This is a genomic window from Bordetella flabilis (genome assembly GCF_001676725.1).
Lineage (GTDB): Bacteria > Pseudomonadota > Gammaproteobacteria > Burkholderiales > Burkholderiaceae_B > Bordetella_C > Bordetella_C flabilis.
This window is the reverse complement of the sequence record NZ_CP016172.1, coordinates 3,500,588-3,524,716: the sequence shown is the minus strand read 5'-3', so window position 1 is coordinate 3,524,716 and position 24,129 is coordinate 3,500,588. Positions and strand designations below refer to the sequence as shown.

Below are 24,129 nucleotides of genomic sequence, written 5' to 3'. Positions count from 1 at the left end.
ACATGAGCAATATGGTGGATATCAAGGTACCCGATATCGGCGACTTCAAGGAGGTCGAAGTCATTGAAGTGCTGGTGGCCGAAGGCGACACGATCCAGGCCGAACAAAGCCTGATCACCGTCGAGTCGGACAAGGCTTCGATGGAGATACCGGCCTCCGAAGGCGGGGTGGTGAAGTCGCTCAAGGTGAAGGTGGGCGACAAGGTGTCGATGGGCATGACCATCCTGCAAGTGGAAGCGGGCGAGGGCGCCGCGGCGCCCGCCGCCGCGCCGGCGCAGCAGGAGCAAAAGCCTGCGGCGCAGGCCCAGCCCGCGCAGGCGGCCGCGCAGCCGGCCGCCAAGGCGCAGCCCCAACCCGCGCAAGCCCCGGCCCCGCAGGGCGGCGGCGAGGCCACCATCGATGTCCCGGACATCGGCGACTTCAAGGAAGTCGAGGTCATCGAGGTCATGGTGAAGGTGGGCGACACCATCCAGGCGGAACAAAGCCTGATCACCGTGGAGTCGGACAAGGCGTCCATGGAGATCCCGGCTGCGCAGGGCGGCGTCATCAAGGAAGTGCGCGTAAAGGTGGGCGACAAGGTATCCAAGGGCACGCCGCTGGTCGTGGTCGAAGGCGGCGCGGCACCCAGCGCGCCGGCGCCGCAGCAGGCTGCGCCGGCACCATCGCAGCAGGAGGCCGCGCCTGCACCATCGCAGCCGCAGGCCGCAGCAACTCCCGCCGCCGCCTCGCGTCCCGCGCCGGCCGCCGCGCTGCCCGAAGCCGAGCTCAAGCCCGGCCAATTGCCGCATGCCTCGCCTTCGGTGCGCAAGTTCGCGCGCGAACTCGGCGTGGATCTCAAGCGCGTGCAGGGCAGCGGCGCCAAGGGCCGCATCACCCAGGACGACGTGCGCAACTTCGTCAAGCAGTCCCTGGCGGGCGGTGCGCCCGCCGCTCCGGGCGCGGGCGCCGCGGGCAATGTCGGTGGCCTGAACGTGCTGGCCTGGCCGCAGGTGGACTTCGCCAAGTTCGGGCCGATCGAGGCCAAGCCCCTGTCGCGCATCAAGAAGATCTCCGGCGCGAACCTGCATCGCAACTGGGTCATGATCCCGCACGTCACCAACAACGACGAGGCGGACATCACGGACCTGGAAGCGCTGCGTGTCACGTTGAACAAGGAGAACGAGAAGTCCGGCGTCAAGGTGACGATGCTGGCCTTCCTGATCAAGGCCGTGGTTGCGGCGCTGAAGAAGTATCCCGAGTTCAATGCGTCGCTGGACGGCGACAACCTGGTGCTCAAGCAGTACTACCACATCGGTTTCGCCGCCGACACGCCGAACGGCCTGGTCGTGCCGGTCATCCGGGACGCCGACAAGAAGGGCATCCTGCAGATCGCGCAGGAGACCTCCGACATGGCGAAGAAGGCGCGCGACGGCAAGTTGTCCCCGGCCGAAATGCAGGGCGGCTGCTTCTCGATTTCCTCGCTGGGGGGCATCGGCGGCACGCACTTCACGCCCATCATCAATGCGCCGGAAGTCGCCATCCTGGGCGTCTCCCGCTCCGAGCACAAGCCGGTATGGGACGGCAAGCAGTTCGTGCCGCGCCTGAAGCTGCCGCTGTCGCTGTCGTACGACCATCGCGTGATCGATGGCGCCGCCGCGGCCCGCTTCAACGCCTATCTGGGCGCCTTGCTGGCCGACTTCCGCCGCATCGCGCTGTAATCGGGGATCGACATGAGCAATACGGTGGAAATCAAGGTACCCGATATCGGCGACTTCAAGGAAGTGGAAGTCATCGAGGTGCTCGTGGCGCCCGGCGACACGATCAAGGCCGAACAGAGCCTGATCACGGTGGAGTCGGACAAGGCATCGATGGAAATTCCCGCTTCGCAAGGCGGGGTGGTGAAGTCGGTGAAGGTCAAGGTGGGCGACAAGGTCGCGATGGGTTCGGCCATTGTCGAAGTGGAAGCAGTGGAAGGCGGCGCGGCGCAGGCTGCGTCAGCGCCCGCCGGGGCGGCCTCCGGTGCCGGGGCCGCGCCTGCCGCGGCTTCGTCTGGCCAGGCCGCGCCAGCCGCTGCGCCCGCGCAGAAAGCCCCATCCCCGCCGCCCGCCGCCGGTGCTGCCACTGCCGCGCAGAGCGCCCCCGCGCCCAAGGCCGCCTCCTACCAGGGCAGCGCAGACCTGGAGTGCGACATGCTGGTGCTGGGCGCCGGCCCAGGCGGCTATTCCGCCGCCTTCCGCGCCGCGGACCTGGGCATGAAGACGGTCCTGGTGGAGCGCTATTCGACGCTGGGCGGTGTCTGCCTGAACGTTGGCTGCATTCCGTCCAAGGCGTTGCTGCACGTGGCCGCCGTGATGGAAGAAGCCAAGGCCCTGGCCGACCACGGCATCACCTTCGGCGAACCGAAGATCGACCTGGACAAGCTGCGCAGCTTCAAGGACAGCGTGGTGGGCAAGCTGACCGGCGGGCTGGCCGGCATGGCGAAGATGCGCAAGGTAACGGTGGTCACCGGCGTGGGCGAGTTCGCCGACCCCAACCACCTGAGCGTAAAAGCCGCCGACGGCAAGACGCAGACCATCCGCTTCAAGCACGCCATCATCGCGGCCGGCAGCCAGGCGGTGCGCCTGCCCTTTATGCCGGACGACGAACGGGTGGTCGATTCCACCGGCGCGTTGCTGCTGCGTAGCATCCCGAAGAAAATGCTTATCGTGGGCGGCGGCATCATCGGCCTGGAAATGGGCACGGTGTATTCCGCGCTGGGCGCGCGCCTGGACGTGGTGGAAATGCTGGATGGCCTGATGCAGGGCGCCGACCGCGACCTGGTGAAGGTGTGGCAGAAGATGAATGCGCCGCGCTTCGACAACATCATGCTGAAGACCAAGACCGTGGCAGCGGAAGCGCGCAAGGACGGCATCTACGTGACGTTCGAAGGCGAAGGCGCACCCAAGGAACCCCAACGCTACGACCTCGTCCTGCAGGCGGTGGGCCGTTCGCCCAACGGCAAGAAGATCGGGGCCGACAAGGCGGGTATCGCCGTCACGGAGCGCGGCTATATCGAGGTCGACAAGCAGATGCGCACGAATGTGCCGCACATCTTCGCGATCGGCGATATCGTGGGCAACCCGATGCTGGCGCACAAGGCGGTGCATGAAGGCCACGTGGCGGCGGAAGCGGCGTCCGGCGAGAAGTCGTTCTTCGACGCGCGCGTGATTCCGGCGGTGGCCTACACGGATCCGGAAGTGGCGTGGGTCGGGCTGACGGAAGACGAGGCGAAGAAGCAGGGCGTGAAGATCGAGAAGGGGGTGTTCCCCTGGGCGGCCTCGGGCCGCGCCATCGCCAACGGCCGCGACGAGGGCTTCACCAAGCTGATCTTCGACGCGGAGAACCATCGCATCCTGGGCGGCGGGATCGTCGGTACCCACGCCGGCGACCTGATCAGCGAGCTCGCGCTGGCGGTGGAGATGGGAGCGGATGTCGTCGATATCGCCAAGACCATCCACCCGCACCCGACCTTGGGGGAATCGGTGGGGATGGCTGCGGAAGTGGCCGAGGGCGTCTGCACGGACCTGCCGCCGGTACGCAGGAAGTAAGGAACTACAGGACGTTGCGCAAGAGTGAAAAGCGGCCCTCAGGGGCCGCTTCGGTTTTGTACGAGGCAGATGCGCCGGAGCGGCAAGCTGGGCCTCAGGCCTTATGGCAACAGGCCCCCCAGTTGATTGAGCGTCTCCTGCGTGCCGACTGTACCGCAGACGTCTGGGTTGAGCCCGACGCATTGGACGCTACAGTCGAGAGACGCATCCTGCATTTTTGCTTCCAGCAGCCATGATCCGAACCCACCGTCCACCAGATGATCCTCCAGCGTCATGATGCGGGAACGGGCACGCAGTTGGGCAGCCTGCGCAGCCTTGGATGCCATGGACCATAGGGGTAAGGTGTATACACTGTCCCCGGCGTGCTCCGGGTGCTTGATCCATTCCATGGCCAGCGCCAGGGCAGCGCCGGTAGTGAGGATCGCCTTGTCGTGCTGGCCGTCCCGGATCTTTGTCCACTCTCCAGGAGCGACCGCGGGCGGGGCTTCATGAAAGCAAGGTTCCCCCGTCTTGCCCAATCTCAAATAAGAAGGGCCTGGATGGGCCACCAAGTACCGCAGGCAGGCGCGAACTTCCATCGGATCCCCAGGCGCCGCAATCAACATGTTGGGGAACGTCCGCACCAGGGCGTAATCCTGTACGGCATGGTGGGAATACCCCAGGGCGCCATAGGCGAGCCCGCCACCGACGGAAACCACCGTGACTGGCAGGCCGTGGTACGCGACATCATTGCGGATCTGCTCTGCGCATCGAAAGAGCGGAAAGTTCGCAATCGAATATGTGAAGACGTGGTAGCCCTCGGACGCCATTCCGGCCGCCAAACCAGTCATGTTCTGCTCGGCGACGCCTGCGTTGATAAAGCGGTCCGGAAACTCGTCGGCGAATGGCTCGACCACCGAATAGCCCAGATCTCCAACAACCAGGGCGATCTGCGGATGGACCCGAGCCAGCTCGGCAAGTTCATGCATGAAGGTATTACGCATCGCCGAGTTCCTTGAGCGCTTGTTCCAACTGCTCGGCCGACGGAGATTTGTAGTGCCATGCCACGCTGTCTTCCATGAAACTGACGCCCTTGCCCTTGGTTGTGTTCGCTATCAGGACGTTGGGCTTTCCCGCCTTCCACGGCGTGGACGACAGTGATCTATAAAGGGCGTCATGGTCATGTCCGTCCAGTTCCTGCACAGCGCAGCCGAACGCCGCAAACTTGTCCATCAGCGGTTCGATCCGCAGCGTCTTCTCCACCGTGGTCAAACTCTGCAGTTTGTTGTAATCCACGATAGCGACCAAGTTGTCCAATCCATGATGGGCCGCAAACATCACGGCCTCCCAATTCGAGCCTTCATCGAGTTCGCCGTCGCTCAACTGCACGAAGGTACGCCATGACTGTTGCCGTCGCTTGGCCGCCAGGGCCTTTCCAACCCCGAAGGGCAGGCCGTGGCCCAGCGATCCTGTTGAGAATTCGACACCCGCAACCTTGTGGCTGATGTGGTTCATGAGGATCGAATGATCCTTCCCATAGGTCTGCAACGCCTCATGCGAGATGAAGCCTCGCTCCGCAAGCGCTGCATAGACCGCGACGCAAGCGTGCCCTTTGCTGAGAATGAATCGATCGCGCTCGGGCCAGCCGGGGTGGCCAGGGTCCAGCCGCATAATGCGGCCGTAGAGAACGGCCAGGATGTCGCAGATCGACAGAGCCGACCCGATGTGCGACGCTTTGGCCATGTGGACCATGCGCAGCGCGTGGGTCCGCATGCGCGTGGCCAGAGCCTGTGTTTGCTCGATACTCACTGCAGAGTCTCCAGCCTGCGGATCAGCGGGCGATGAGCGTCGCGGTGCACGAACGCGTAACCGGTTTCCACCGTTTCGTCGGTCACCTGCTCGATATGGCGCACACCCGTCGAACCGATCGCGTAGCATACATATCCCAGTTGCGCGAAGAAGCCCAGCACGTCATTGGGGTGGTATCCGAACGGCTTTGCCCACTTTCGCAGCAGTTCCGTGAAGACGACCGGTCGTGCCTGTGCGAGTGTCCGGCTTGCGCCCTGGAATACCAGAAGCTCCGCTCCCTCGACGTCGCATTTGATGAAGTCCGGCTGCAACCGTTGATTGGCGCACCATTGATCAAGCGTTAACGTCAGTCCGACGACGACGTCGGCATTCTTTGCGCCTGACACATTGCTCAGGGAGGCATTCACGCTGCCTGCCGGCGGCATGAAGAAATCGAAGCTGCCGCACTTGTCAGAGAGCCCGTAGTTGTAGCAGCGTACCTGATCTCCGACGTTGTTCAGCGCGACGTTGCGCTGTAGGAAGGCATGACTGACGGGCATCGGCTCGAAGGCATGGACCATGGCCATGGGAAGGCGCTTTGCAAACCGTATCGCATACCAGCCGATGTTTGAGCCGACGTCGAGGACGGCCTCCGCGCCATCGCTCAGCAGGTCCATGATCCGGGTCTCTTCCGGCTCATATCGCCCGAAATTCATCACTTCGATGGGAAGTACGCGTGCCTCGCCGGGCGGGGCATACAGCCAAACGTCCTCTTCGCCCACGCGGAAGCAGATGCCTTCCGCAGTGATGCGGATCTCCCGTACGTCGGTGCTGCGCGCGATGTCGACGTAGTCGAAAAGGGAGCGATGCATGGCCAGCGCCAGCTCGATAAAGTCCGGCTTGCTCAGGACCCCTTCGGCGTACTGGTCCTTCAGACTTTGGAGGGTGGCTCTCATGCGTTGTAAACCTCGATCATCCGTCGAAAGCCTTCGGCGGGACCAATATCGGCCCGCCAGCCCAACGCGGCCAGGCGTCCGACGTCGGGGATCAGCCGGCTGAATGTGCTGGCTAGATAACTGCTGGTTCCGTTGTCCTTCGGTTGGTGCAGGTACTCGACTTCAAGCTTCTTTTCCGGATAGAGCCCCACCAGTAGATGGGCCAGTTCTTTCACCGTAAGTTGGCCCTGGGGATTGGCGACGTTGTAAGGCGTAGCCGGTGATCCCTTCAGCAGCACGGTGAAGAATCCGGCGACGGCATCGGAGGCATAGCAGAAAGCACGTTGTGCGCTGCCGTCGCTACTCATGACGATGTTCTTGCCCTGGATTACGTTGAAGGCAAAGTCTGAGAAGACGCGCCCGTCATCGGGCTGCAGGCCCGGCCCGTAGGTATGGAACGGGCGGACGATGAAAGTAGGAAGCCCATGCTGGCGATGCCAGGCGACGCACAGTGTCTCGCCCAGACGCTTGCTTTCGGCGTAGCAAGCGCGCACCGTGGCAGGATCGAGTGTGCCGTACCGGTCTTCGGTCAATGCCTGCGTGTCGTGCACGTTTCCGTATACCTCGCTGCTGCTCACATAGAGCAGGCCGCGTGGATCAGTGCAGTTCTGCAATGCCTGTAGCAAGCCCGCTGTGCCGACGGTATTGGGCATCAGCGTGCCGACCGGATCGCTGCCGTAGAATCGAGGACTGGCTTGGCTGGCGGCATGAAGGACATAGTGGCAAGGCCCTAGATCCGGTGTGGCGATCCGATTCAGGTCCCACTGCATCCACTCGAGATGCCGGTGCCTTGCGATGTCCGGCATGCGGCCCTGGGCACGATCGACATTACGCACCAGGCACAGGACCCGTACAGGTTGGTCCACTTTGCCGGCTGCTTCCAGCGCTAGCAGACAACGTACCAGGTAGCCGCCAAGAAAGCCGCCCGCGCCCGTAACTGCGATTCTCAGCCCGCTGAGTTTGTGCCAGGGCAAGTCGCGGGATAGCACCGCGGCCACATCCTCGGTAAGGATGGCGTGGGGGAAAGGACGAGGCATCAGAATCCCACGCCGAAGAATTCCTGCACCTTCTGCACCATGTATTCCAGGTGTGCTTCCTGCAAGCCCGGGAAGACACCGAGCCAAAAGGTCTGGTTCATTACGATATCGGTATTTGTCAGCTCCCCGCTAATCCGGTAGTTCCTGCCGATCATATAAGGCTGGCGCGTCAGATTGCCCGCAAAGAGCAATCTGGTGCCGATGTTGCGCTGATTGAGATAGTCCAGGAGATCGACACGCTCGACCTCCGCGGATTCCTTGAGGACTATCGGAAAGCCGAACCACGACGGTTCGGAATGTAGGGTAGCTTCGGGCAACTGCAGGAATTCTTCACAAGACCGCAGACGTTCCTTCAGATAATCGAAATTCGCCTTGCGGGCAGCGATGAAGTCGTCCAGGCGATCCAGCTGCGCCAGCGCGCAAGCGGCCTGCATGTCGGTGATCTTGAGGTTGTACCCGAGATGGCTGTAGGTGTACTTATGATCGTAGCCCTGGGGCAGATCTCCCATTTTCCATTGGAAGCGCCTGCCGCAGGTATTGTCCTTGCCCGGGGGACAGTAGCAGTCGCGTCCCCAGTCCCGGAAGGACTCCGCAATCCGCTTGAGTTCCGGATCGTTGGTGAATACCGCGCCTCCTTCCCCCATCGTTATATGGTGTGCCGGATAAAAGCTGAGGGTGCCGATGTCACCGAAGGTGCCGACCTTTTTCCCCCGGTAGGTCGACCCGAGCGCGTCGCAGCAATCCTCCACCAGCCACAGCCCGTATTTCCTGCACAGCGCCGTGACGACATCAAGATTGAACGGGTTGCCCAGTGAGTGGGCCAGCATGATGGCCTTGGTCCGTGGACCGATGGCTGCCTCTATCTTGTTCGCATCGATATTGTGCGTGGCGAGGTCTACGTCCACAAATACGGGTACGGCGCCGAATTGCAGAATAGGGTTGACCGTGGTCGGAAAGCCGGCGGCCACACCGATGACCTCGTCACCGGGCTTGATCGCTCGTTCCCCCAGCCGCGCCGAGGTCAATGTGGAGAACGCCACCAAATTGGCGGAAGAGCCCGAATTGACGGTGATCAGGTGCTCGACGCCCAGGAACTGCGCCAGGCGCTGTTCGAACAAGGCATTGAAGCGGCCCGTGGTCAGCCAGCCATCCAGGGAGGCTTCGACCATCAGCTCCAGCTCCTTGCCACCAATCACCTTGCCGGATACCGGGACTGGAGACGTGCCTGGTACAAAGGGGGCCGGCGCATGCGCAAGCTCTGCGTATTGGTGTACCAGCTTCTGGATCTGGCCACGAAGCTTGTCGAGTTGCGGGTTGAAGGTAATGGTCGCGTTCATGGATCAGATGGATTGGTATTGCGAGATCTGCTCGAGGCAGAAGGTGCGCATGTCGCGGCCGTCGAGCCAGGCCTTATGCCACCGAATCGTCTCGGCAAGCGCGGTATCGAGAGACCAGCGCGGCAACCATTGCAGGCGTTGGCGCGCTTTCGAAATGTCCAGCTTCAGGGAGGCTGCCTCATGAGGGTGGTCGCCCGGCTGCATGGTCCAGCGGGCACCTGTGCCCCACTGCTGACACATGCGGTCCACTATCCATTGGACCGAGCGCGTATCTTCATCCCTTGGGCCGAAATTCCAGCCCTCGGCGACGGCATGTCCCTGCTCATACAGCCGCTGCGCCAGCAGCAGATAACCGGACAGCGGCTCCAGTACGTGTTGCCAGGGTCTCACCGCATTAGGACTGCGTATGAGAACCGGCTGAGCGTTTTCGAGCGCACGCAGGATATCCGGGACCAGGCGGGCCGCAGCCCAGTCACCCCCGCCGATCACATTTCCTGCCCGCGCCGTCGCCAAGGAGATGCCTTCGCGTGCCAGGAAGGATCTTCGATATGCCGCGCTGGCGAGTTCAGCGCAGCCCTTGCTGCTGGAATAGGGATCGTGCCCACCCATGGGGTCGCTCTCACGGTAGCCCCAAACCCACTCCTGGTTTTCGTAGCACTTGTCCGTTGTCACGTTGACGACGGCACGGACTGTCCGTGCGCGCCGGGCGGCTTCCAGAACATGCACGGTACCCATGATATTGGTCGCATAAGTCGCGATCGGATCTTCGTAGGACGCGCGCACCAGTGACTGGGCCGCCATGTGAATGACGATCTCCGGACGGAAGGCGGTCATCGTGGCCTCCACGATTCCGTAATCCCGGATGTCCCCGAATCGGCCCTGCGTTGCCTCGGCCACCCGTGCCGCGGTGTATAGGTTCGGTTCCGTGGGCGGCGCAAGCGATAGGCCCATGATGTCGGCACCCATGGATTGCAGCCACAGGGTCAGCCAACTGCCTTTGAAGCCGGTATGTCCGGTCAGCAGGACCTTCTTGCCTTGCCAGAATGCCTGATCAATGGCCATCTCAGTTCCAGCTTTTCCAGGGTGCCTTGCCGCTTGCCCACAGTTCCTCCAGCAGATTCTTGTCTCGCAGTGTGTCCATGGGCTGCCAGAAGCCATGATGCTCATAGGCCATCAGCTGGTTTTCCTCGGCCAACTGCATCAGCGGTCCCTCCTCCCATACTGTGTCGTCGCCGTGCAGCAGTGAGAGCACCTTCGGCGACAGGACGAAAAAGCCGCCGTTGATCATCGCACCGTCACCTTTCGGCTTTTCCTGGAAACGGCGGATCCGGCCTTCCTGAATGTCCAGGGCTCCAAAGCGGCCAGGTGGGTAGGTGGCCGTCAGCGTCGCGGCTTTTCCGTGAGCTTTATGAAAAGCGATGGTTGCGCCGATGTCGAGATTGCTCACCCCGTCCCCGTAGGTGAAGCAGAAGGCTTCTTCCTCTTTCACATAATGAGCGACCCTGGCCAGGCGGCCGCCGGTCATGGAGCCGTCGCCGGTATCGACCAGCGTCACTGTCCACGGCTCCGCTCGCATCTGATGAAAGTGCGTCGTGTTCGACTTCATGTCGAACGTGATGTCCGACATGTGAAGAAAGTAGTTGGAGAAGTACTCCTTGATCATGTATCCCTTGTGGCCACAGCATATGATGAAGTCCTGTATGCCGTGATGGGAATACATCTTCATGATGTGCCATAGGATTGGCTTCCCGCCGATTTCCACCATCGGTTTCGGTCTCACCAACGTCTCTTCGCTTAAGCGGGTGCCAAGACCCCCAGCCAGGATGACGGCTTTCATTGGACTGCAAGCCTCAATAGGTTTTTGCGTGCAAGAAGGGAAGCATTCCCACTATCTGCGGGCATTCCAGCATCACAGCTGGATGTACGAAATCCATGGCTCGAAGGGGAAGCGCCGTATCTCATATTTGCCGATCCCCACCACTTCCTGCAGTGCAGCCGTTTCTCCCGGAAAGGACTCGCAGTTCAGTTCGTCGAACGCAATGATGGCTCCCCTCGGCATCCTGGGCATGAACAGTTCCAGGGCCTTCTTGGTTGGCTCATACAGGTCGAAATCCAGGTAGAGCAGCGACACGACGATGTGCGGATTCGCTTCGAGGTACGCCGGCGCCGTTACATTGAAGTCGCCCTTGACGAGTTCGATGTTCTTGATATGAGACAAGTGCCGTTCGTTGTTGTATTTTTCTACCGACAGGCTGATGTCTTCGAGAGTGCTGCCTTTCAAGTCGCCCGTCGCGCTGACCCTCACGCCTGCGTTGTCCTTCGCCTCGTCGACACTGGGAAATCCTTCGAACGTGTCGAAGCCGACAATCTTCCTGTTGTAGTTGACGGGTTCATGAATGTTGGACAGCTGGGCCCAGGTAAAAAGCCCGGCGCCGTTGAAGACGCCACACTCGACGATGATCCCGTTGACCGGAAGGATCTTTTCGAAAATCCTCTCCTTTGCGATGAACCGGGCCATCGAGCGCTTGCTTATGAATCGGGGGAAGGATTCGAGCTTGTCCAGAATGGAGATGTCGGCACTCTGGAAGGCCTCTTCTGCCAAGCTGTAGACAGTCATGTCTTTGCTGCTATGCCGTCCCGAATGGGCATCCTTCGGCAATTTTGAATCTTCGGTGTGGCTCATTTGATCGCTCGACTTTACATGGTCAGGAGGCTGCGGCAGGTCGCGGCGTCGTTCGTCGTTCAGCCCGCTTTGGACGGATTCCGGGCGATCCGCACGATCGACTCATCGGCGCCGACAGCGCCCAATTTCTTTACCAGGGATGCCGAGAAAGTCGGAATCCTCGTGAACTCGGGGAACTTCATCAAGGCGCGCACATATCGATCGAGATGATCCTTGCCGTGGCCAAGGACGAACGGAATCTGTGCCAGCGCACGACCTGCAGTCGATTCCAGCATCTTCGCCAGATGGTCTGGCTGGCTCGCTAGCAATTCCTTGATCATGTCTATGACGCCGCCGTACATGTAGTCGTCGGGATATTCCCAGTGGATCTTGTTGAAGACCCGGTGCGTCACTACGTGGGTATTGGTATAGATCGTCGGGTGGTTCAGCAATGCCTTGCTGGTAATCCACATGGGGGAATACAGATGGCGGCCTATCTGCCTCCTGTACCCCGCGAGATCGATAACATCACGCCTCAATATCCAACGGGAAAATACGTGGCCATGCCAGAAGAGGGTGCGCAGAGACTCCGGACCGGCGGGGAAGCGGCGGAAATGATGTTGCTGCTCGGCCTTGTCTGGCAGCGGAAGAAGCAGGTGATCGGGCACGAGGCCGCCCTCGGCGTTGATTTGCCTTAGCGGAGACAGGATGAAGCCCACGTTCGGATCGCATCGCACGCTCTCGCGAATGACACTGACCGCCTGCGGCATAAGCCAGTCGTCGTCGGTAAGGGTGATCACCCATTCGCCGCTGGCCTTCTCGAATATGAACGCCATGTTCAACTCGGCGCCGACATTCTCGTCTTGCCTGTAGGCCTTGATGCGCGGATCCTTGAACTCCGCCAGAACGTCCTGGGTATGGTCGGGCGAGGCATTGTCGCTGACAATGATCTCCAGCTCATCGCAATCGACGGCCAGGATGCTATAGAGGCAGCGACGCAGATCGTCGGCCCGATTGTAGGATGGCACCACGACCGACACGAATGGCCTTTTCCCGCCCATAGGCGAACGTTTGGTCGCCTGACTGTCGGCCTTGCTGCTCGGGACATCGGACCCTGGTGGCACCCTGGGTGACGCGGTATGCGTTGGGTCGCGTTCTTGCGAAGATGGAACGGCCATGGCCGGACGGGGCAAGGCCTGCTGTGTTGGTTCCATAGCGGCAGCCTTCGACTCGCGCTCCTGTTCCCCGCTCTTAGGTAGCTGTGCAGCGAGATAGGCGTCTGCCGAGCTTTCTCCCGTAGCCTGCAAAACGCGGTGGGCCAGGTCGGTAGCGCGATAAGCGCCGTGAAGGATCAAAGCAAGTTTTGCACGCTGGTTGTTGTCAAGTGCTTTGATGCGCTGCTCGTCGGGCACGAAAACGGCGTCGCAGCTTAGCAGTTGGGATTGGACATCGCCGTACACTCTTCTGAGTGTCGGATCCGAGAAGAGGCTTCCCATCCGCTGGTTCTCCAGTCGAAGCAAGCGGAATCCGTATCGGGCCAGTTCCCTGCCAAGATCGGCCAGTTCGCTTTGTCCATTGAAGACGTCCGTGAATAGAACCCTGGCATGGACGATCAGGAGATTGGGCAGCAATCGTTCGGCGCCTTGCAGGAGCTTTACGTTGTCGTGCGATTCACTCAGAACCAGCCAGTCCAGCGTATCCAGGCCGTCAATGCGGTCCAGTCGGATGGTCGCGATGGGTAACTTGGCCAGCACAGTGGCGGCCTGTTGCATGAAGGTCTGCTGCCTGGCGGGGAGCAGGGGCTCCAGCGTCCCGGTCAATTCCGTGTCGAGGCATGTATAAAGCACGCCCGGCTCGCCGTCGCCGAGGGCGACGTGCGGCTGATGGTGGTGCAGGAGTTTGTCCGCCTTGAGCCGGGATACCTCCTGCAGCCTGCTGGCCGGATCGATGACAACGATGGTCAACGCTCCCGCCTGATTCAGTGTCTGCATTGCAGGCGCCGTGGCAAGGATTCCGCCATGATCCAGCGCAATAATCTTGCCCTGGATGCCGAAGTGAAAGTCGCCCCCTTCCTGTGTTTCCTGAAGCGAGGCATCGAAGTCGGGCTGCACTATTTCCATCGGCGCGTCCTCATCCTCGAACCACGGCTTGCCTTCGGCGGTGAAGGCCAGCGCGGCAGGATGCTTTCCGGAGCAATATCGCTGCCATATCGCACGCAGGGCATTGGCGAGGTTCCGCGCGAAACGAGGTCCGTCGCACACGGCAGACTGCAGCAGGATCTGGCGTAGGTGGGCCCGTATCGTGGACAAGCTATCCAGGTCGCCCACCAGCTCGAGCGCGCGTTGGCGATATTCGTCCCAGTCCTTGGCGACCAGTTCGGGCATGCCGGCGTTGACCAGGTGCGTGGCCGAATGACGGCCGGCGAAGGTAGGGCCGGGCAGGGTCACGACCGGCACGCCCATCAGCATGGCTTCGCAGGTCGTGAGGCCGCCAGAGTAGGGCCAAGGATCCAATGCGACGTCCACATCGTTGTAGCGCTCGAACACCTCGTAATGCGGCGAATGGCCTTCCAGTCGGATGCGATCTCCGGCAATCCCGTGGTCGGCGAAGATGCCGCGTATCCGTTCGCAGACTTCAGGGCTTTCGTAGGATCCGCCTTTCAGGAACAACTTCGAGCCAGGCACGGCGCTGAGCAGGCGCGCCCATTCGGCAAGCAAAACGCCGTTTATTTTTGTCGGGTTGTTGAAGCATCCGAAAGTGATATGGCCGTTGCGCCGCGCGGGCAGCGGACCGACGTCAGGCACCCGCGCCGGCGGCATATAGCAGATGTAGTCGTCCGGCATGCGGATCAATTTCTCGGTGTAGAGATGATCGCTTCCCGGCGGCGACTCGATGGCGTCGCTCAGCAGGTAATCGATGGCTTCCACGCCGGTCGTGTTGATCAGGCCGCCGACCCATTTCACTTGCACCGGCGCCGGCTGCAGCGTCATCGTCCGTATGCGGTTGCCGGCGTTATGGCCGGACAGGTCTATAAGAATGTCGATGCGGTCTTCCATCACCCGCTGCGCCAGCTGCTCGACGGTAAGGGTTGCAATGGGCGTCCATTGCTTGGCAACCCTCATCAGCCGACGCGTGACGCTGTCCACTACGTTGTTCGTGGTGTATGCATAAATCTCGATGCCGAGCTTGACCAGGTGCTCGAGCGCGGGCGTGGTCATGGCACCAACGGGATGCTGGCGAAAGCCGTCCGAATACATCCCTACACGCAATATCCGCCCGGGCGACAGATCGGCCGGAATTGGCCGCTTGCCCGTCTTGGGCGGCGCAAAGCGCGCACTCCAATCCTTGCACGCGTTGAGGATATCCTCGGCCGTCCGGTCCGGCATATAGTGAAGCAGCGTCAGCCGATTGGATAGCGGCACGGGGTCCGTGGCGGTCAACGATGCGGCTTTGCGATAGCATGCTTCCGCCTCGTCCAGATCGCCAAGGTCTCGGTTGATATTGCCCAGGTCGTTCCAATGGGTCCAGCCGTTCCTGGGGTCTTGCTGGATCAGCTTCTGGCAGATGACCGCGGCCTGGTCGAAACGCCGCAGGCGGGTCAGCAGTTGGACCTTGCGGGACAGCGCGGCGACATCGTTGGGCTTCTGTTCGAGCACGCGGTCCGCATAGGTAAGCGCGACTTCGTTCTCGTCGCTGCGGAACAGAATATCGGCCATGCCCTGGTTGGCTTCCGCAGCATCGTTATCCAGCGTAAGCGCGTGTTCGAAGTGATTCTTGGCCAGCCTGTCGTTGCCGGCGCTTGCCTCGAGTTGACCGAGCAATATCCATGAGCCGGCATCCTCGGGCGCCAGATCGGTCGCCTTTTGCAGCGCCTCGCGACCTTCATCCAGTTCGCCGGTCTTGCGCAGCAGCGCGCCCAGCTCCTTCCACCCCGTCGGTTCCCAGGGCAGGCGGCGGGTGCGCGCCCGCGCCTGCTGCAGGGCCATACGCTGCGCGGCGACGGCGGATACTTGGTTGCGTAGCGGGGGAAGCGAGGATTTTGCCATGGTGCCCGGCGGAGGTGTAGAGGTTCGCAGGTAGCTTACCTGCGAGGCCGGTGCTGCAATCGAGCAGTGAAACCGTGAAATTCGCCCCAGTTCGCCAAAAATGACAAACCCCTGGCAAAGGCCAGGGGTTTGTCCGGAAGGCGGGCCTCGCGGCCCGCTTCCATGCCCTTTTGGGGATCTACCGTGCGGCGATTAACGCAGCAGCGACAGAACCGTTTGCGGGACTTGGTTGGCTTGCGCCAGAACCGAGGTACCAGCCTGTTGCAGGATCTGGGCACGGGTCATGTTCGACACTTCGGTCGCGTAGTCGGCGTCTTGAATACGCGAACGGGCGTCGGACAGGTTGTTGACCGTGTTGTTCAGGTTCGCAATCGTTGACTCGAACCGGTTCTGGATCGCACCCAGGTCGCTGCGCAGCGAGTCGACGTCGGACAGGGCCTTGTCGATGGCGGCCAGCGGATCGGTCGTGGAGGCGTAGATCGGCTTGCTGGTATCGATCGTGAACTCGGCGGTGGCGCCCGCGGCCGTAGTGCCCGCAGCTGCGTCGGTCACCTTGACGTCGGCGGCGAAGTACGCCGTCGCGCCGGCGGCGTCGGTACCAACAACGAACCAGTTACCGTTCTCGTCCTGCAGAACGTCAGCGGCAGCGAAACCGGTGGTGCCGGCGGAGTCCGTAACCGTGACGTCGCCAGCGGTGACAGCGGCGCTGGAGCCAGTGTTGTCGAGACCCGACACCGAAGCGGCGGTGCTGCTGCCGTAGCTGGTGGTCGCGCCCTTCGGGCCGTTCAGGCTGAGGCTGTCCAGGCCCAGGGTGCCGGCATCGATCTTCTTCAGATTGATGTCGATGGTCTGGTTGTCGTTGGCGCCAACCTGGATGGACAGGCTGGTGTCCTTGGCCAGGACGTTCACGCCGTTGAACTGGGTCTGGGCCGAAACGCGGGTGATTTCGTCCAGGCGCTGGTTCACTTCAGCCTGGATCGAATCCAGGTCGGACTGCGAGTTCGTGCCGTTCTGGGCTTGAACCGTCAGTTCGCGGATGCGCTGCAGGTTGTTGTTGATTTCGTTCAGGGCGCCTTCGGTGGTCTGCGCGAGCGAGATACCGTCGTTGGCGTTACGGGCAGCCTGGGTCAGGCCGTTGACGTTCGCCGTGAAGCGGTTGGCGATGGCTTGGCCAGCGGCGTCGTCCTTGGCGCTGTTGATGCGCAGGCCGGAGGACAGGCGCTCGATCGCGGAGCCCAGAGCGGACTGCGACGTGTTCAGGTTGTTCTGAGCAACCAGCGAGAGGTAGTTGGTGTTGATGACTGCAGCCATGAATAGCTCCCAAGAGAGAAAGGCTTCTTCAAACCGGGCAGCTATGCCGCCCTGCGGTACGGATCCACCTGAAACGAGGCGTCAGGTGCACCGCTGCCTGGGTAACGGCAAGCTGGCCTAAACCTTTAGGGGGAGGGGGTGCGAAAAGTTTGCGGCGTCGGGGCGGCGCCCCGGTCAGGCGGCGTAGGCCGTGCGGAAATCTTCGGGGGCCTGGTGCCAGGCGCCATCCTTGAGGCGGGCGCGCAGGCGGGCCATGGCCTGCGAGCGCAACTGGCATACGCGCGCCTCGGTCACGCCCATGACGGCGCCGACTTCCTTCAGGTTCAGTCCCTGCTCATAGCACAGGGACAGCAACAGCTTTTCGCGGTCGGGCAGGGCGCCGATGGCGTCGATCAGCGCATGGCGGAAGTCCTGCGCCAGCAGGTTGTCCAGCGGGTTGCCGGTCGAACTGGTCTCGGAATTCGTGCCGGCCCAGTCGGCGTCGCGGGTCTCGCTGCCGTTTTCGGCGCCGAAATCCTCGTAATGCACGATCTGGGCACCCTGGGCGTCATATAGCAACTGGTGGTATTCCGGCAGGGAGACATCCAGGTGGGCGGCGATTTCGGCTTCGGTGGGCGGGCGCATCAATTGTTGCGCCAATTGGGCTACCGCCTGGTCGATGCGCTTGGCCTTGCTGCGCACGCTGCGCGGCAGCCAGTCTTGGTTGCGCAGTTCATCCAGCATCGCCCCGCGGATGCGCGACGTGGCATAGGTCTCGAACTGCGCATCGGCCACCTCCTGGTAGCGGCGCGCGGCGTCCAGCAGCCCGATCATGCCCGCCTGGATCAGGTCGTCCAGCTCGACGCTCGCCGGCAGGCGTGCCAGGAGCTGCAAGGCGAGCTTGCGCACCAGCGGGGCGTAATCGGCCAAACGGTCTTCTGAAAGAGGCATCGCAGTCGAGCGTGGAGGTTGGTCAGTTGGCCATCGGCCGGTGTTGCCTGGAGACGACAGTGGGACATTGCAACGACCCGGGCCTCTACAGGGGATCCGGGAGGCGGCGATTTCCGTCTTCAGGGTCCAATTGTGGGTAATTCACGCCGTTTCATTGGCACAAAGACACAACCTTTTAAATGCTTGTTTACGGAATTGCCATAAACTAGCGAAGTTCTTTGTTGCTATATATGTCGTTTAGGTGCGATATTTGACCTTAGACAAACATTTGTCATGTTTGACATACAAAATGACATTGCACATGGTAAATTGTATGACTTCTGGGAACAAAAGATACATTTCGACATTTTCCAGCAGTAATGGTTGACCAGCGTGGTCCCCAGACCGTCCAGGACAGTCCTAAAGATAGTGAACAAGGGAATGCAATGAACCAGCCTCCAAACTCTTTGCTCGCTGACATCCGCGAAGTCAACCTGTCCTATCTGCTGCTTGCGCAGCGGATGCTGCGCGACGATTACGCCGCCTCGATGTTCCGCCTGGGATTCAGCGAACAGGTCGCGGACATCCTGCTGCGCCTTTCGCCGGCCCAGCTTGTCAAGCTGGCCAGCTCCAGTTCGCTGCTGTGCCGCTTCCGCTTCGATGACTACAGCCTGCTGTCCGCGCTGACGCACGATGTGCTGGGCGGTGCGCTGCAACAGGCCCATGCCACCATCCTGCTCGCCAAGCAGCCCGTCGAACAGCTCGCGTGACTTTACCTGCATCTGCATAGGCTCATGGCTATCAAAAGCGTATCCCAAGAAGCCGACGAGATCCTGCTGGCGAGCGCCATGATCGGTCTCGGCGCCCGGCTCCAGGTCCTGGAATCGGAAACCAGCCTGAGCCACGACCGGCTGGCGCGGCTGTATCGCGAAATCCGCGGCTGCTCGCCACCGAAGGGCATGCTGCCTTTTTCGGTGGACTGGTTCATGACCTGGCTGCCGAATATCCACTCGTCCCTGTTCTACAACGTCTACAAGTTCCTGAACGAGAACACGGGCAGCAAGGGCGTGCGGGCGATCATCGACGCATATCGCCTGTACCTCGAACACGCCGGCGTGGCCGACCTGGACCAGAGCGAGCCGGTGCTGAGCTTCACGCGCGCCTGGATGCTGGTGCGCTTTTTCGACGGCAAGATGCTCCAGCTGTCGGAATGCCGCCAATGCGGCGGCCATTTCATCGCCCACGCGCACGATCCGCGCGCCGACTTCGTCTGCGCGATCTGCCGCCCGCCACCCCGCGCGGGCAAGACGCGCGCCGCCGCCAAGGAGCGTGCCGGCCGCCGTGCCGCCGCCGCGCCCGCGGCCGCGCTCCCGGTCTGACCGTCCGGACTCGATAACTCCAAAAAGCCACTGAAAACCCCCCGTAAACCACGCTTTCGTGCCGGGTGTATGGGGGGATCATGGGCGTTGGGTAAAACGTCTACGCTTGGCAGGGGCCTGATGTGTTGATTGTCATTGGTTACTTGGTGGTTATCGTGTCCGTCGTCGGGAGCTTCATTGCCCTGGGCGGACACATGGGCGCGCTGTACCAACCGTTCGAATTCACCTTGATCGCCGGTGCGGCCGCGGGTGCCTTCCTGGCGGGCAACAGCCGCAAGTCGCTCCAGCTGGTGAAGGTGGCGGTGCCCAACGCGCTGCGCGGCGGGCGCTACGGCAAGGACGTGTACATGGAACTCATGTCCTTGATGTACGTGATCCTGAACAAGGCACGCCGCGAGGGCCTGATGGCCATCGAATCGCACATCGAGGATCCCGCCTCCAGCCCGATCTTCACCGAGTGTCCGCGCATCATGAAGGACCAGAAGCTGATGGAGTTCATCACCGACTACCTGCGCATCATGATCAGCGGCAACATGAGTTCGTTCGAGATCGAAACGCTCATGGACGAGGAAATCGAAACCTTCCGGCATGAGCGCCAGGTGCCGGTGCAGGCCTTGCAGAACGTGGCCGACGCGATGCCGGCCTTCGGTATCGTGGCCGCGGTGCTGGGCGTGATCAAGGCGCTGGCGGCGGTGGACCAGCCGCCCGCCGTGTTGGGTGACCTGATCTCCAAGGCCATGGTGGGAACCTTCCTGGGCATCCTGCTGGCCTATGGCTTCGTTTCGCCGCTGGCTTCGCGCGTCGACCGCCAGACCAGCGAGGCCGTCAAGATCCTGGAATGCATCAAGACCACGCTGCTGGCCAGCATGAACGGCTACCCCCCGCAACTGGCGGTGGAGTTCGGCCGCAAGGTGCTGTTCTCCGGGGTGCGTCCGTCGTTCGCCGAACTGGAAGAGCACGTGCGCCAGGCCAAGACGCAAACGAGCGGCAAGGCCTGACGGAGGGTTCTGCGCATGGCGCCCGTCAACAACCACCGCGTGGTGATCCGCCGCAAGAAGGCGGCGCACGGCGGCTCGCACGGCGGCAGCTGGAAGATCGCCTACGCCGACTTCATCACCGCCATGATGGCGTTCTTCCTGGTCATGTGGCTGATCAGTGTCGTGCCGCGCGAGGAGCTCAAGGGCATCGCCGAGTACTTCCGCATGCCGCTGCGGGTCGCCCTGACGGGCGGGCCCAACAGTTCGGCGGAGACCAGCGCCATTCCCGGCGGAGGCGCCGATCCCCTGCGCAGCGAGGGCGATGTGCGGCGCGCCGACGGCAACCGCGTCCAGGCGCAGGTGCCGAACGAGGCCGAGCGGCGTGACCAGCGGCGCCTGGAGGATCTGAAGAAGCGCCTGGACAACCTGATCGAAAGCAGCCCGGTGCTGAAGAATTTCCGGCCGCAGCTGCTCATCGACATGACCACCGAAGGCTTGCGCATCCAGATCATCGACAAAGAGAACCGGCCCATGTTCGCCACGGGATCGGCCGAGGTGCGGCCCTACATGCGCGACATCCTGCGCGAGCTGGGCCCGGTGCTGAACGAGCTGCCCAACAAGATCAGTATTTCCGGCCACACCGACGCCAGCCAGTATGCGCGGGGAGAGCGCGCCTACAGCAATTGGGAGTTGTCGGCCGACCGCGCCAATGCGTCGCGCCAGGAACTGGTGGCCGGCGGCATGGCGGAAAACAAGGTTTCCCGGGTGGTGGGGTTGTCATCGAGCGCAAGCCTGATTAAGGATGACCCTTATGCTGCCGTTAACAGACGTATCAGCCTGGTGGTCTTGAACCGGGCCACGCAGGAGCGGCTGGATCGTGAAAGCGCGGCGGCGGCGGATATCACCGGCCGGGATGCGCGCCAGATCGGCGAGACGCTGGTGCGCCCGACAACAGCGGGGCAGGCAGCCGCGACGCCGGGCGCCAGCGCGCCCGCCGCCGCGCAGGCCCAATCCGCACAATAGGAGCTATGGACGATGACGGCGACGATACTGGTCGCGGACGATTCCGCGACGATGCGCATGATCGTGCAGGCCACCCTGACGGGCGCCGGCTGGACCGTGCTGGCCGCCGGCAACGGCAAGGATGCCCTGGCGCTCGCGCTGGAGCAGGCCGTGCCGGTGGACCTGGTGGTCAGCGACTGGAACATGCCCATCATGGGCGGCTTGGACCTGATACGGGGCTTGCGCGACGCCGACCGCTACCAGGACGTGCCGGTGCTGGTACTGACGACGGAAGACGATGTCGAAAGCAAGACCGCGGCGCGCGATCTGGGCGTGTGCGGCTGGTTGCAGAAGCCGGTGGATCCGGACCTGCTGATCGAAATGGCGTCCGAGCTGTTGGGCCAGCCCGGCGAGCAGGCGCGTTGAGAAGAAGAACGTCATGAGCGGTCTTGACCTGAGCCAGTTTTACGAGACGTTCTTCGATGAGGCGGACGAGCTGCTCGCCCAGATGGAGCAATTGCTGCTCGACCTGGACGCGGGCGCGCCGGACATCGAGCAGCTGAACGCCATTTTCCGTGCCGCCCATTCGATCAAGGGCGGGGCGGCCACTTTCGGCTGTTTCACCCAGCTGGCCGAGACGACCCATCTACTTGAAAACCTGCTCGATGCCATACGCCGCGGCGAAATGGCGTTGCGCACGGACATGATCGACATCTTTCTGGAAACCAAGGACGTGCTGAAAAGCCAATTGGACGCCTACCGCGCCTCCGAGGAGCCTGACGCCGCCGCCTACGAGCGCATATGCGAGGTGCTGCGGCAACTGGCGCTGGAGCACAAGGCCCAGCAGGAAGGCGGCACCCCAGCGCCAGCCGCGGCGCCTGCGCCTGCCGCCGCGCCTGCGGCCGCCCAGTCCGCGCCCGTACTCACGCCTGCACCCGCTGCACCTGCGGCCGTCCCGGACGGCGCGGCGCAGGATGGCCTGCCGCTGCGCGTGCGCATCAATCGCGTGTCCGCCAAGGACGGCCAGTCCCTGCTGGAAGAGATGGGCAACCTGGGCCAGGTACTGGCCAGCGACCCCAGCGGCGGCGGCCTGACGGTATGGCTGGAAAGCACCTGCTCGCCCGACGATATCGAGGCGGTGTGCTGCTTCATCGTGGACGCCGACCAGATCTCCATTGCACGCGAAGCGGCGCCGGCTGCCGAAACGCGTGACGTCGACGCCTTTGCCCAGGCCGCGGCCGAGTTCGCCGCCCAGGCCCAGGCCGCGCCCGCCGCCGCGCCGGCGCCGGCCGCGCCGCCTCCCGTGGCCGTCGCTCCCCCGGCACCGGCCGCCGAGCCGGCCAGGCCGGCGGGCGAGTCCGGCGCACCGGCACGCGCCGCCCGCCCCGGCGGCGGGGCCAGCGCGGACAAGGAATCCACCTCCATCCGCGTCGGCGTGGAGAAGGTCGACCAGATCATCAACCTGGTCGGCGAACTGGTGATCACCCAGGCCATGCTGGCGCAAACGGCGTCCACGCTGGACCCGGTGCTGCACGATCGGTTGCTCAACGGCATGGAGCAGCTGGAGCGCAATGCGCGGGACCTGCAGGAAGCCGTGATGTCCATCCGCATGATGCCCATGGACTATGTATTCAGCCGCTTCCCGCGCCTGGTGCGCGACCTGGCCGGCAAGATGGGCAAGCAGATCGAGCTGCAGACCTACGGCCGCGCGACGGAGCTGGACAAGAGCCTGATCGAGCGCATCATCGATCCGCTCACTCACCTGGTGCGCAACAGCCTGGACCATGGCATCGAGACGCCCGAAAAGCGGATCGCGGCGGGCAAGGAGCCCGTCGGCCAGCTGGTGCTGTCGGCGCAGCACAGCGGCGGCAACATCGTCATCGAAGTCAGCGACGACGGTGGCGGCCTGAACCGCGACCGCATTCTGAAGAAGGCCATCCAGCAGGGCATCGCGGTCAGCGAAAACGCCAGCGACGACGAAGTGTGGCAACTGATCTTCGCGCCTGGCTTCTCGACGGCCGAGCAAATCACGGATATCTCCGGCCGGGGCGTGGGCATGGACGTTGTCCGGCGCAATATCCAGGACATGGGCGGGCACGTGCAACTATCGTCCAATCCCGGCCGCGGCACCACGACCCGCATCGTGCTGCCGCTGACGCTGGCCATCCTGGACGGCATGTCGGTGCGCGTGGGCGACGAGACCTTCATCCTGCCTCTGAACCACGTGACCGAGTCTCTGCAGCCGACCAACGAACAGATCTATTCCGTGGCGGGCAACGAACGCGTGATGCATGTGCGCGGGGAATATCTGCCGCTGGTCGAGATGCACCGTGTGTTCTCGGTGCGCAATGCCCAGCTGGATCCCACTCAGGCGATCGCCGTCATCATGCAGGCGGAGGACCGGCGCTTCGCGCTGCTGGTCGACCATCTGGTGGGACAGCACCAGGTGGTGGTGAAGAATCTTGAATCGAACTACCGCAAGGTGCCGGGCGTGTCGGCCGCGACGATCATGGGCGATGGTAGCGTGGCGCTGATCATCGACGTGTTCGCCCTGGCCAGGGCCAACCGCGAGAAGTGGACCCAGCCCGAAGCGGTTCTGAATTGACGGAGAAAACAGCTATGGCAGCCAAACCCCAAGCCCAAGGCGCTCGTGCCGAGGATGTGGGCCGCGAATTCCTCGTCTTCACGCTCGGCGAAGAAGAGTACGGCATCGATATCCTCAAAGTGCAGGAAATCCGCGGCTACGACGCCGGCGGCGTCACGCGCATCGCCAACGTGCCTTCGTTCATCAAGGGCGTGACGAATCTGCGCGGGATCATCGTTCCCATCGTCGACCTGCGCATCAAGTTCAACCTTGGCAAGGTCGAATACAACGAGCAGACCGTCGTGATCATCCTGAACCTCGATCGCCGCGTGGTCGGCATCGTGGTGGACGGCGTGTCGGACGTGCTGATGCTGGGGGCCGCGCAGGTGCGGCCCGCGCCCGAGTTCGGCGCGACCCTGTCCACGGAGTACCTGACGGGCCTGGGCACCATCGACGACCGCATGCTGATCCTGGTGGATATCGAGAAGCTGATGACCAGCGACGAAATGGCGCTGGTCGAGAAAGTCGCCAGCTGAGCGACCCGCAAAGGGGAATGG

General features: G+C 62.6%; 20 protein-coding genes. 9 read left to right on the top strand and 11 right to left on the bottom strand.

Annotated elements, in window-relative coordinates; all coding sequences use genetic code 11:
• The first annotated feature begins 2 nt into the window (after window positions 1-2).
• Both aceF and lpdA read left to right on the top strand, forming a co-directional pair.
• Entirely contained in the window at window positions 3-1,697 is a 1,695-nt protein-coding gene (gene aceF, locus BAU07_RS15490; RefSeq protein WP_066659359.1) for a dihydrolipoyllysine-residue acetyltransferase, read from the top strand.
• 12 nt (window positions 1,698-1,709) lie between these two features.
• Complete coding sequence (gene lpdA / locus BAU07_RS15485; RefSeq protein ID WP_066659353.1) at window positions 1,710-3,566, top strand: dihydrolipoyl dehydrogenase; 1,857 nt, start codon at window positions 1,710-1,712, stop codon at window positions 3,564-3,566.
• Window positions 3,567-3,667: 101 nt separating this feature from the next.
• Here the strand turns inward: lpdA and BAU07_RS15480 are convergent, their stop codons facing one another.
• The 11 genes from BAU07_RS15480 to BAU07_RS15430 form a co-directional block, all read right to left on the bottom strand.
• Window positions 3,668-4,549, bottom strand: a complete 882-nt coding sequence (locus BAU07_RS15480) for a transketolase family protein (RefSeq protein WP_066659351.1) — start codon at window positions 4,547-4,549, stop codon at window positions 3,668-3,670.
• Entirely contained in the window at window positions 4,542-5,354 is an 813-nt protein-coding gene (locus tag BAU07_RS15475; protein WP_232338139.1) for a transketolase, read from the bottom strand. Before BAU07_RS15475 ends, BAU07_RS15480 begins: the two co-directional genes overlap by 8 nt.
• On the bottom strand, window positions 5,351-6,289 hold the full coding sequence (locus BAU07_RS27570) for an FkbM family methyltransferase (RefSeq protein ID WP_066659349.1): 939 nt from the start codon (window positions 6,287-6,289) through the stop codon (window positions 5,351-5,353). The genes BAU07_RS15475 and BAU07_RS27570 overlap by 4 nt, the downstream gene beginning before the upstream one ends.
• A complete protein-coding gene (locus tag BAU07_RS15465; protein ID WP_066659347.1) occupies window positions 6,286-7,365 on the bottom strand; it encodes an NAD-dependent epimerase/dehydratase family protein in 1,080 nt (359 codons plus the stop codon). The genes BAU07_RS27570 and BAU07_RS15465 overlap by 4 nt, the downstream gene beginning before the upstream one ends.
• Entirely contained in the window at window positions 7,365-8,702 is a 1,338-nt protein-coding gene (rfbH, locus tag BAU07_RS15460; RefSeq protein WP_066659346.1) for a lipopolysaccharide biosynthesis protein RfbH, read from the bottom strand. Before rfbH ends, BAU07_RS15465 begins: the two co-directional genes overlap by 1 nt.
• A 3-nt stretch (window positions 8,703-8,705) precedes the next feature.
• Window positions 8,706-9,764, bottom strand: coding sequence for a CDP-glucose 4,6-dehydratase (gene rfbG / locus BAU07_RS15455; RefSeq protein ID WP_066659345.1), 1,059 nt, complete (start codon window positions 9,762-9,764; stop codon window positions 8,706-8,708).
• Between the two features lies 1 nt (window position 9,765).
• Complete coding sequence (rfbF, locus tag BAU07_RS15450) at window positions 9,766-10,539, bottom strand: glucose-1-phosphate cytidylyltransferase (RefSeq protein ID WP_066659344.1); 774 nt, start codon at window positions 10,537-10,539, stop codon at window positions 9,766-9,768.
• A gap of 72 nt (window positions 10,540-10,611) precedes the next feature.
• On the bottom strand, window positions 10,612-11,385 hold the full coding sequence (locus BAU07_RS15445) for a TylF/MycF/NovP-related O-methyltransferase (protein WP_066659342.1): 774 nt from the start codon (window positions 11,383-11,385) through the stop codon (window positions 10,612-10,614).
• 59 nt (window positions 11,386-11,444) lie between these two features.
• Window positions 11,445-15,410 (bottom strand): O-linked N-acetylglucosamine transferase family protein, encoded by a 3,966-nt coding sequence (locus tag BAU07_RS15440; RefSeq protein ID WP_066659340.1) that lies wholly within the window; start codon window positions 15,408-15,410, stop codon window positions 11,445-11,447.
• A gap of 192 nt (window positions 15,411-15,602) precedes the next feature.
• On the bottom strand, window positions 15,603-16,721 hold the full coding sequence (locus BAU07_RS15435; RefSeq protein ID WP_066659338.1) for a flagellin FliC: 1,119 nt from the start codon (window positions 16,719-16,721) through the stop codon (window positions 15,603-15,605).
• Window positions 16,722-16,895: 174 nt separating this feature from the next.
• Entirely contained in the window at window positions 16,896-17,651 is a 756-nt protein-coding gene (locus tag BAU07_RS15430; RefSeq protein ID WP_066659336.1) for an RNA polymerase sigma factor FliA, read from the bottom strand.
• Window positions 17,652-18,076: 425 nt separating this feature from the next.
• Here BAU07_RS15430 and flhD point away from each other — a divergent pair, with 425 nt between their 5' ends.
• The 7 genes from flhD (at window position 18,077) to cheW (ending at window position 24,108) form a co-directional block, all read left to right on the top strand.
• The gene (flhD, locus tag BAU07_RS15425) at window positions 18,077-18,400 is read left to right on the top strand and encodes a flagellar transcriptional regulator FlhD (RefSeq protein WP_066659334.1); all 324 of its coding nucleotides are present in this window, start codon (window positions 18,077-18,079) and stop codon (window positions 18,398-18,400) included.
• Window positions 18,401-18,424: 24 nt separating this feature from the next.
• On the top strand, window positions 18,425-19,009 hold the full coding sequence (gene flhC, locus BAU07_RS15420; protein WP_066659333.1) for a flagellar transcriptional regulator FlhC: 585 nt from the start codon (window positions 18,425-18,427) through the stop codon (window positions 19,007-19,009).
• Window positions 19,010-19,131: 122 nt separating this feature from the next.
• The gene (motA, locus tag BAU07_RS15415; protein ID WP_066659331.1) at window positions 19,132-20,007 is read left to right on the top strand and encodes a flagellar motor stator protein MotA; all 876 of its coding nucleotides are present in this window, start codon (window positions 19,132-19,134) and stop codon (window positions 20,005-20,007) included.
• A gap of 15 nt (window positions 20,008-20,022) precedes the next feature.
• Window positions 20,023-21,009 carry a flagellar motor protein MotB gene (motB, locus tag BAU07_RS15410; protein WP_066659330.1) on the top strand — a complete coding sequence of 329 codons (987 nt, stop codon included), beginning with the start codon at window positions 20,023-20,025 and terminating at the stop codon, window positions 21,007-21,009.
• Window positions 21,010-21,021: 12 nt separating this feature from the next.
• Window positions 21,022-21,414: a response regulator gene (locus BAU07_RS15405; protein ID WP_066659329.1), complete on the top strand. Its 393-nt coding sequence runs from the start codon at window positions 21,022-21,024 to the stop codon at window positions 21,412-21,414.
• 13 nt (window positions 21,415-21,427) lie between these two features.
• Window positions 21,428-23,593 (top strand): chemotaxis protein CheA, encoded by a 2,166-nt coding sequence (cheA, locus tag BAU07_RS15400; RefSeq protein WP_066659328.1) that lies wholly within the window; start codon window positions 21,428-21,430, stop codon window positions 23,591-23,593.
• 14 nt (window positions 23,594-23,607) lie between these two features.
• Window positions 23,608-24,108 (top strand): chemotaxis protein CheW, encoded by a 501-nt coding sequence (gene cheW, locus BAU07_RS15395; RefSeq protein WP_066659327.1) that lies wholly within the window; start codon window positions 23,608-23,610, stop codon window positions 24,106-24,108.
• The last annotated feature ends 21 nt before the right edge of the window (window positions 24,109-24,129 follow it).

Bases quoted from the DNA above. Each gene is read 5' to 3' on its own strand.
- BAU07_RS15430 (WP_066659336.1), bottom strand. From the start codon at position 17,651: ATGCCTCTTTCAGAAGACCGTTTGGCCGATTACGCCCCGCTGGTGCGC.
- BAU07_RS15480 (WP_066659351.1), bottom strand. From the start codon at position 4,549: ATGCGTAATACCTTCATGCATGAACTTGCCGAGCTGGCTCGGGTCCAT.
- motB (WP_066659330.1), top strand. From the start codon at position 20,023: ATGGCGCCCGTCAACAACCACCGCGTGGTGATCCGCCGCAAGAAGGCG.
- BAU07_RS15405 (WP_066659329.1), top strand. From the start codon at position 21,022: ATGACGGCGACGATACTGGTCGCGGACGATTCCGCGACGATGCGCATG.
- rfbF (WP_066659344.1), bottom strand. From the start codon at position 10,539: ATGAAAGCCGTCATCCTGGCTGGGGGTCTTGGCACCCGCTTAAGCGAA.
- cheA (WP_066659328.1), top strand. From the start codon at position 21,428: ATGAGCGGTCTTGACCTGAGCCAGTTTTACGAGACGTTCTTCGATGAG.
- aceF (WP_066659359.1), top strand. From the start codon at position 3: ATGAGCAATATGGTGGATATCAAGGTACCCGATATCGGCGACTTCAAG.
- BAU07_RS15440 (WP_066659340.1), bottom strand. From the start codon at position 15,410: ATGGCAAAATCCTCGCTTCCCCCGCTACGCAACCAAGTATCCGCCGTC.
- flhD (WP_066659334.1), top strand. From the start codon at position 18,077: ATGAACCAGCCTCCAAACTCTTTGCTCGCTGACATCCGCGAAGTCAAC.
- BAU07_RS15465 (WP_066659347.1), bottom strand. From the start codon at position 7,365: ATGCCTCGTCCTTTCCCCCACGCCATCCTTACCGAGGATGTGGCCGCG.
- lpdA (WP_066659353.1), top strand. From the start codon at position 1,710: ATGAGCAATACGGTGGAAATCAAGGTACCCGATATCGGCGACTTCAAG.
- flhC (WP_066659333.1), top strand. From the start codon at position 18,425: ATGGCTATCAAAAGCGTATCCCAAGAAGCCGACGAGATCCTGCTGGCG.
- cheW (WP_066659327.1), top strand. From the start codon at position 23,608: ATGGCAGCCAAACCCCAAGCCCAAGGCGCTCGTGCCGAGGATGTGGGC.
- rfbH (WP_066659346.1), bottom strand. From the start codon at position 8,702: ATGAACGCGACCATTACCTTCAACCCGCAACTCGACAAGCTTCGTGGC.
- rfbG (WP_066659345.1), bottom strand. From the start codon at position 9,764: ATGGCCATTGATCAGGCATTCTGGCAAGGCAAGAAGGTCCTGCTGACC.
- BAU07_RS15445 (WP_066659342.1), bottom strand. From the start codon at position 11,385: ATGAGCCACACCGAAGATTCAAAATTGCCGAAGGATGCCCATTCGGGA.
- BAU07_RS27570 (WP_066659349.1), bottom strand. From the start codon at position 6,289: ATGAGAGCCACCCTCCAAAGTCTGAAGGACCAGTACGCCGAAGGGGTC.
- BAU07_RS15435 (WP_066659338.1), bottom strand. From the start codon at position 16,721: ATGGCTGCAGTCATCAACACCAACTACCTCTCGCTGGTTGCTCAGAAC.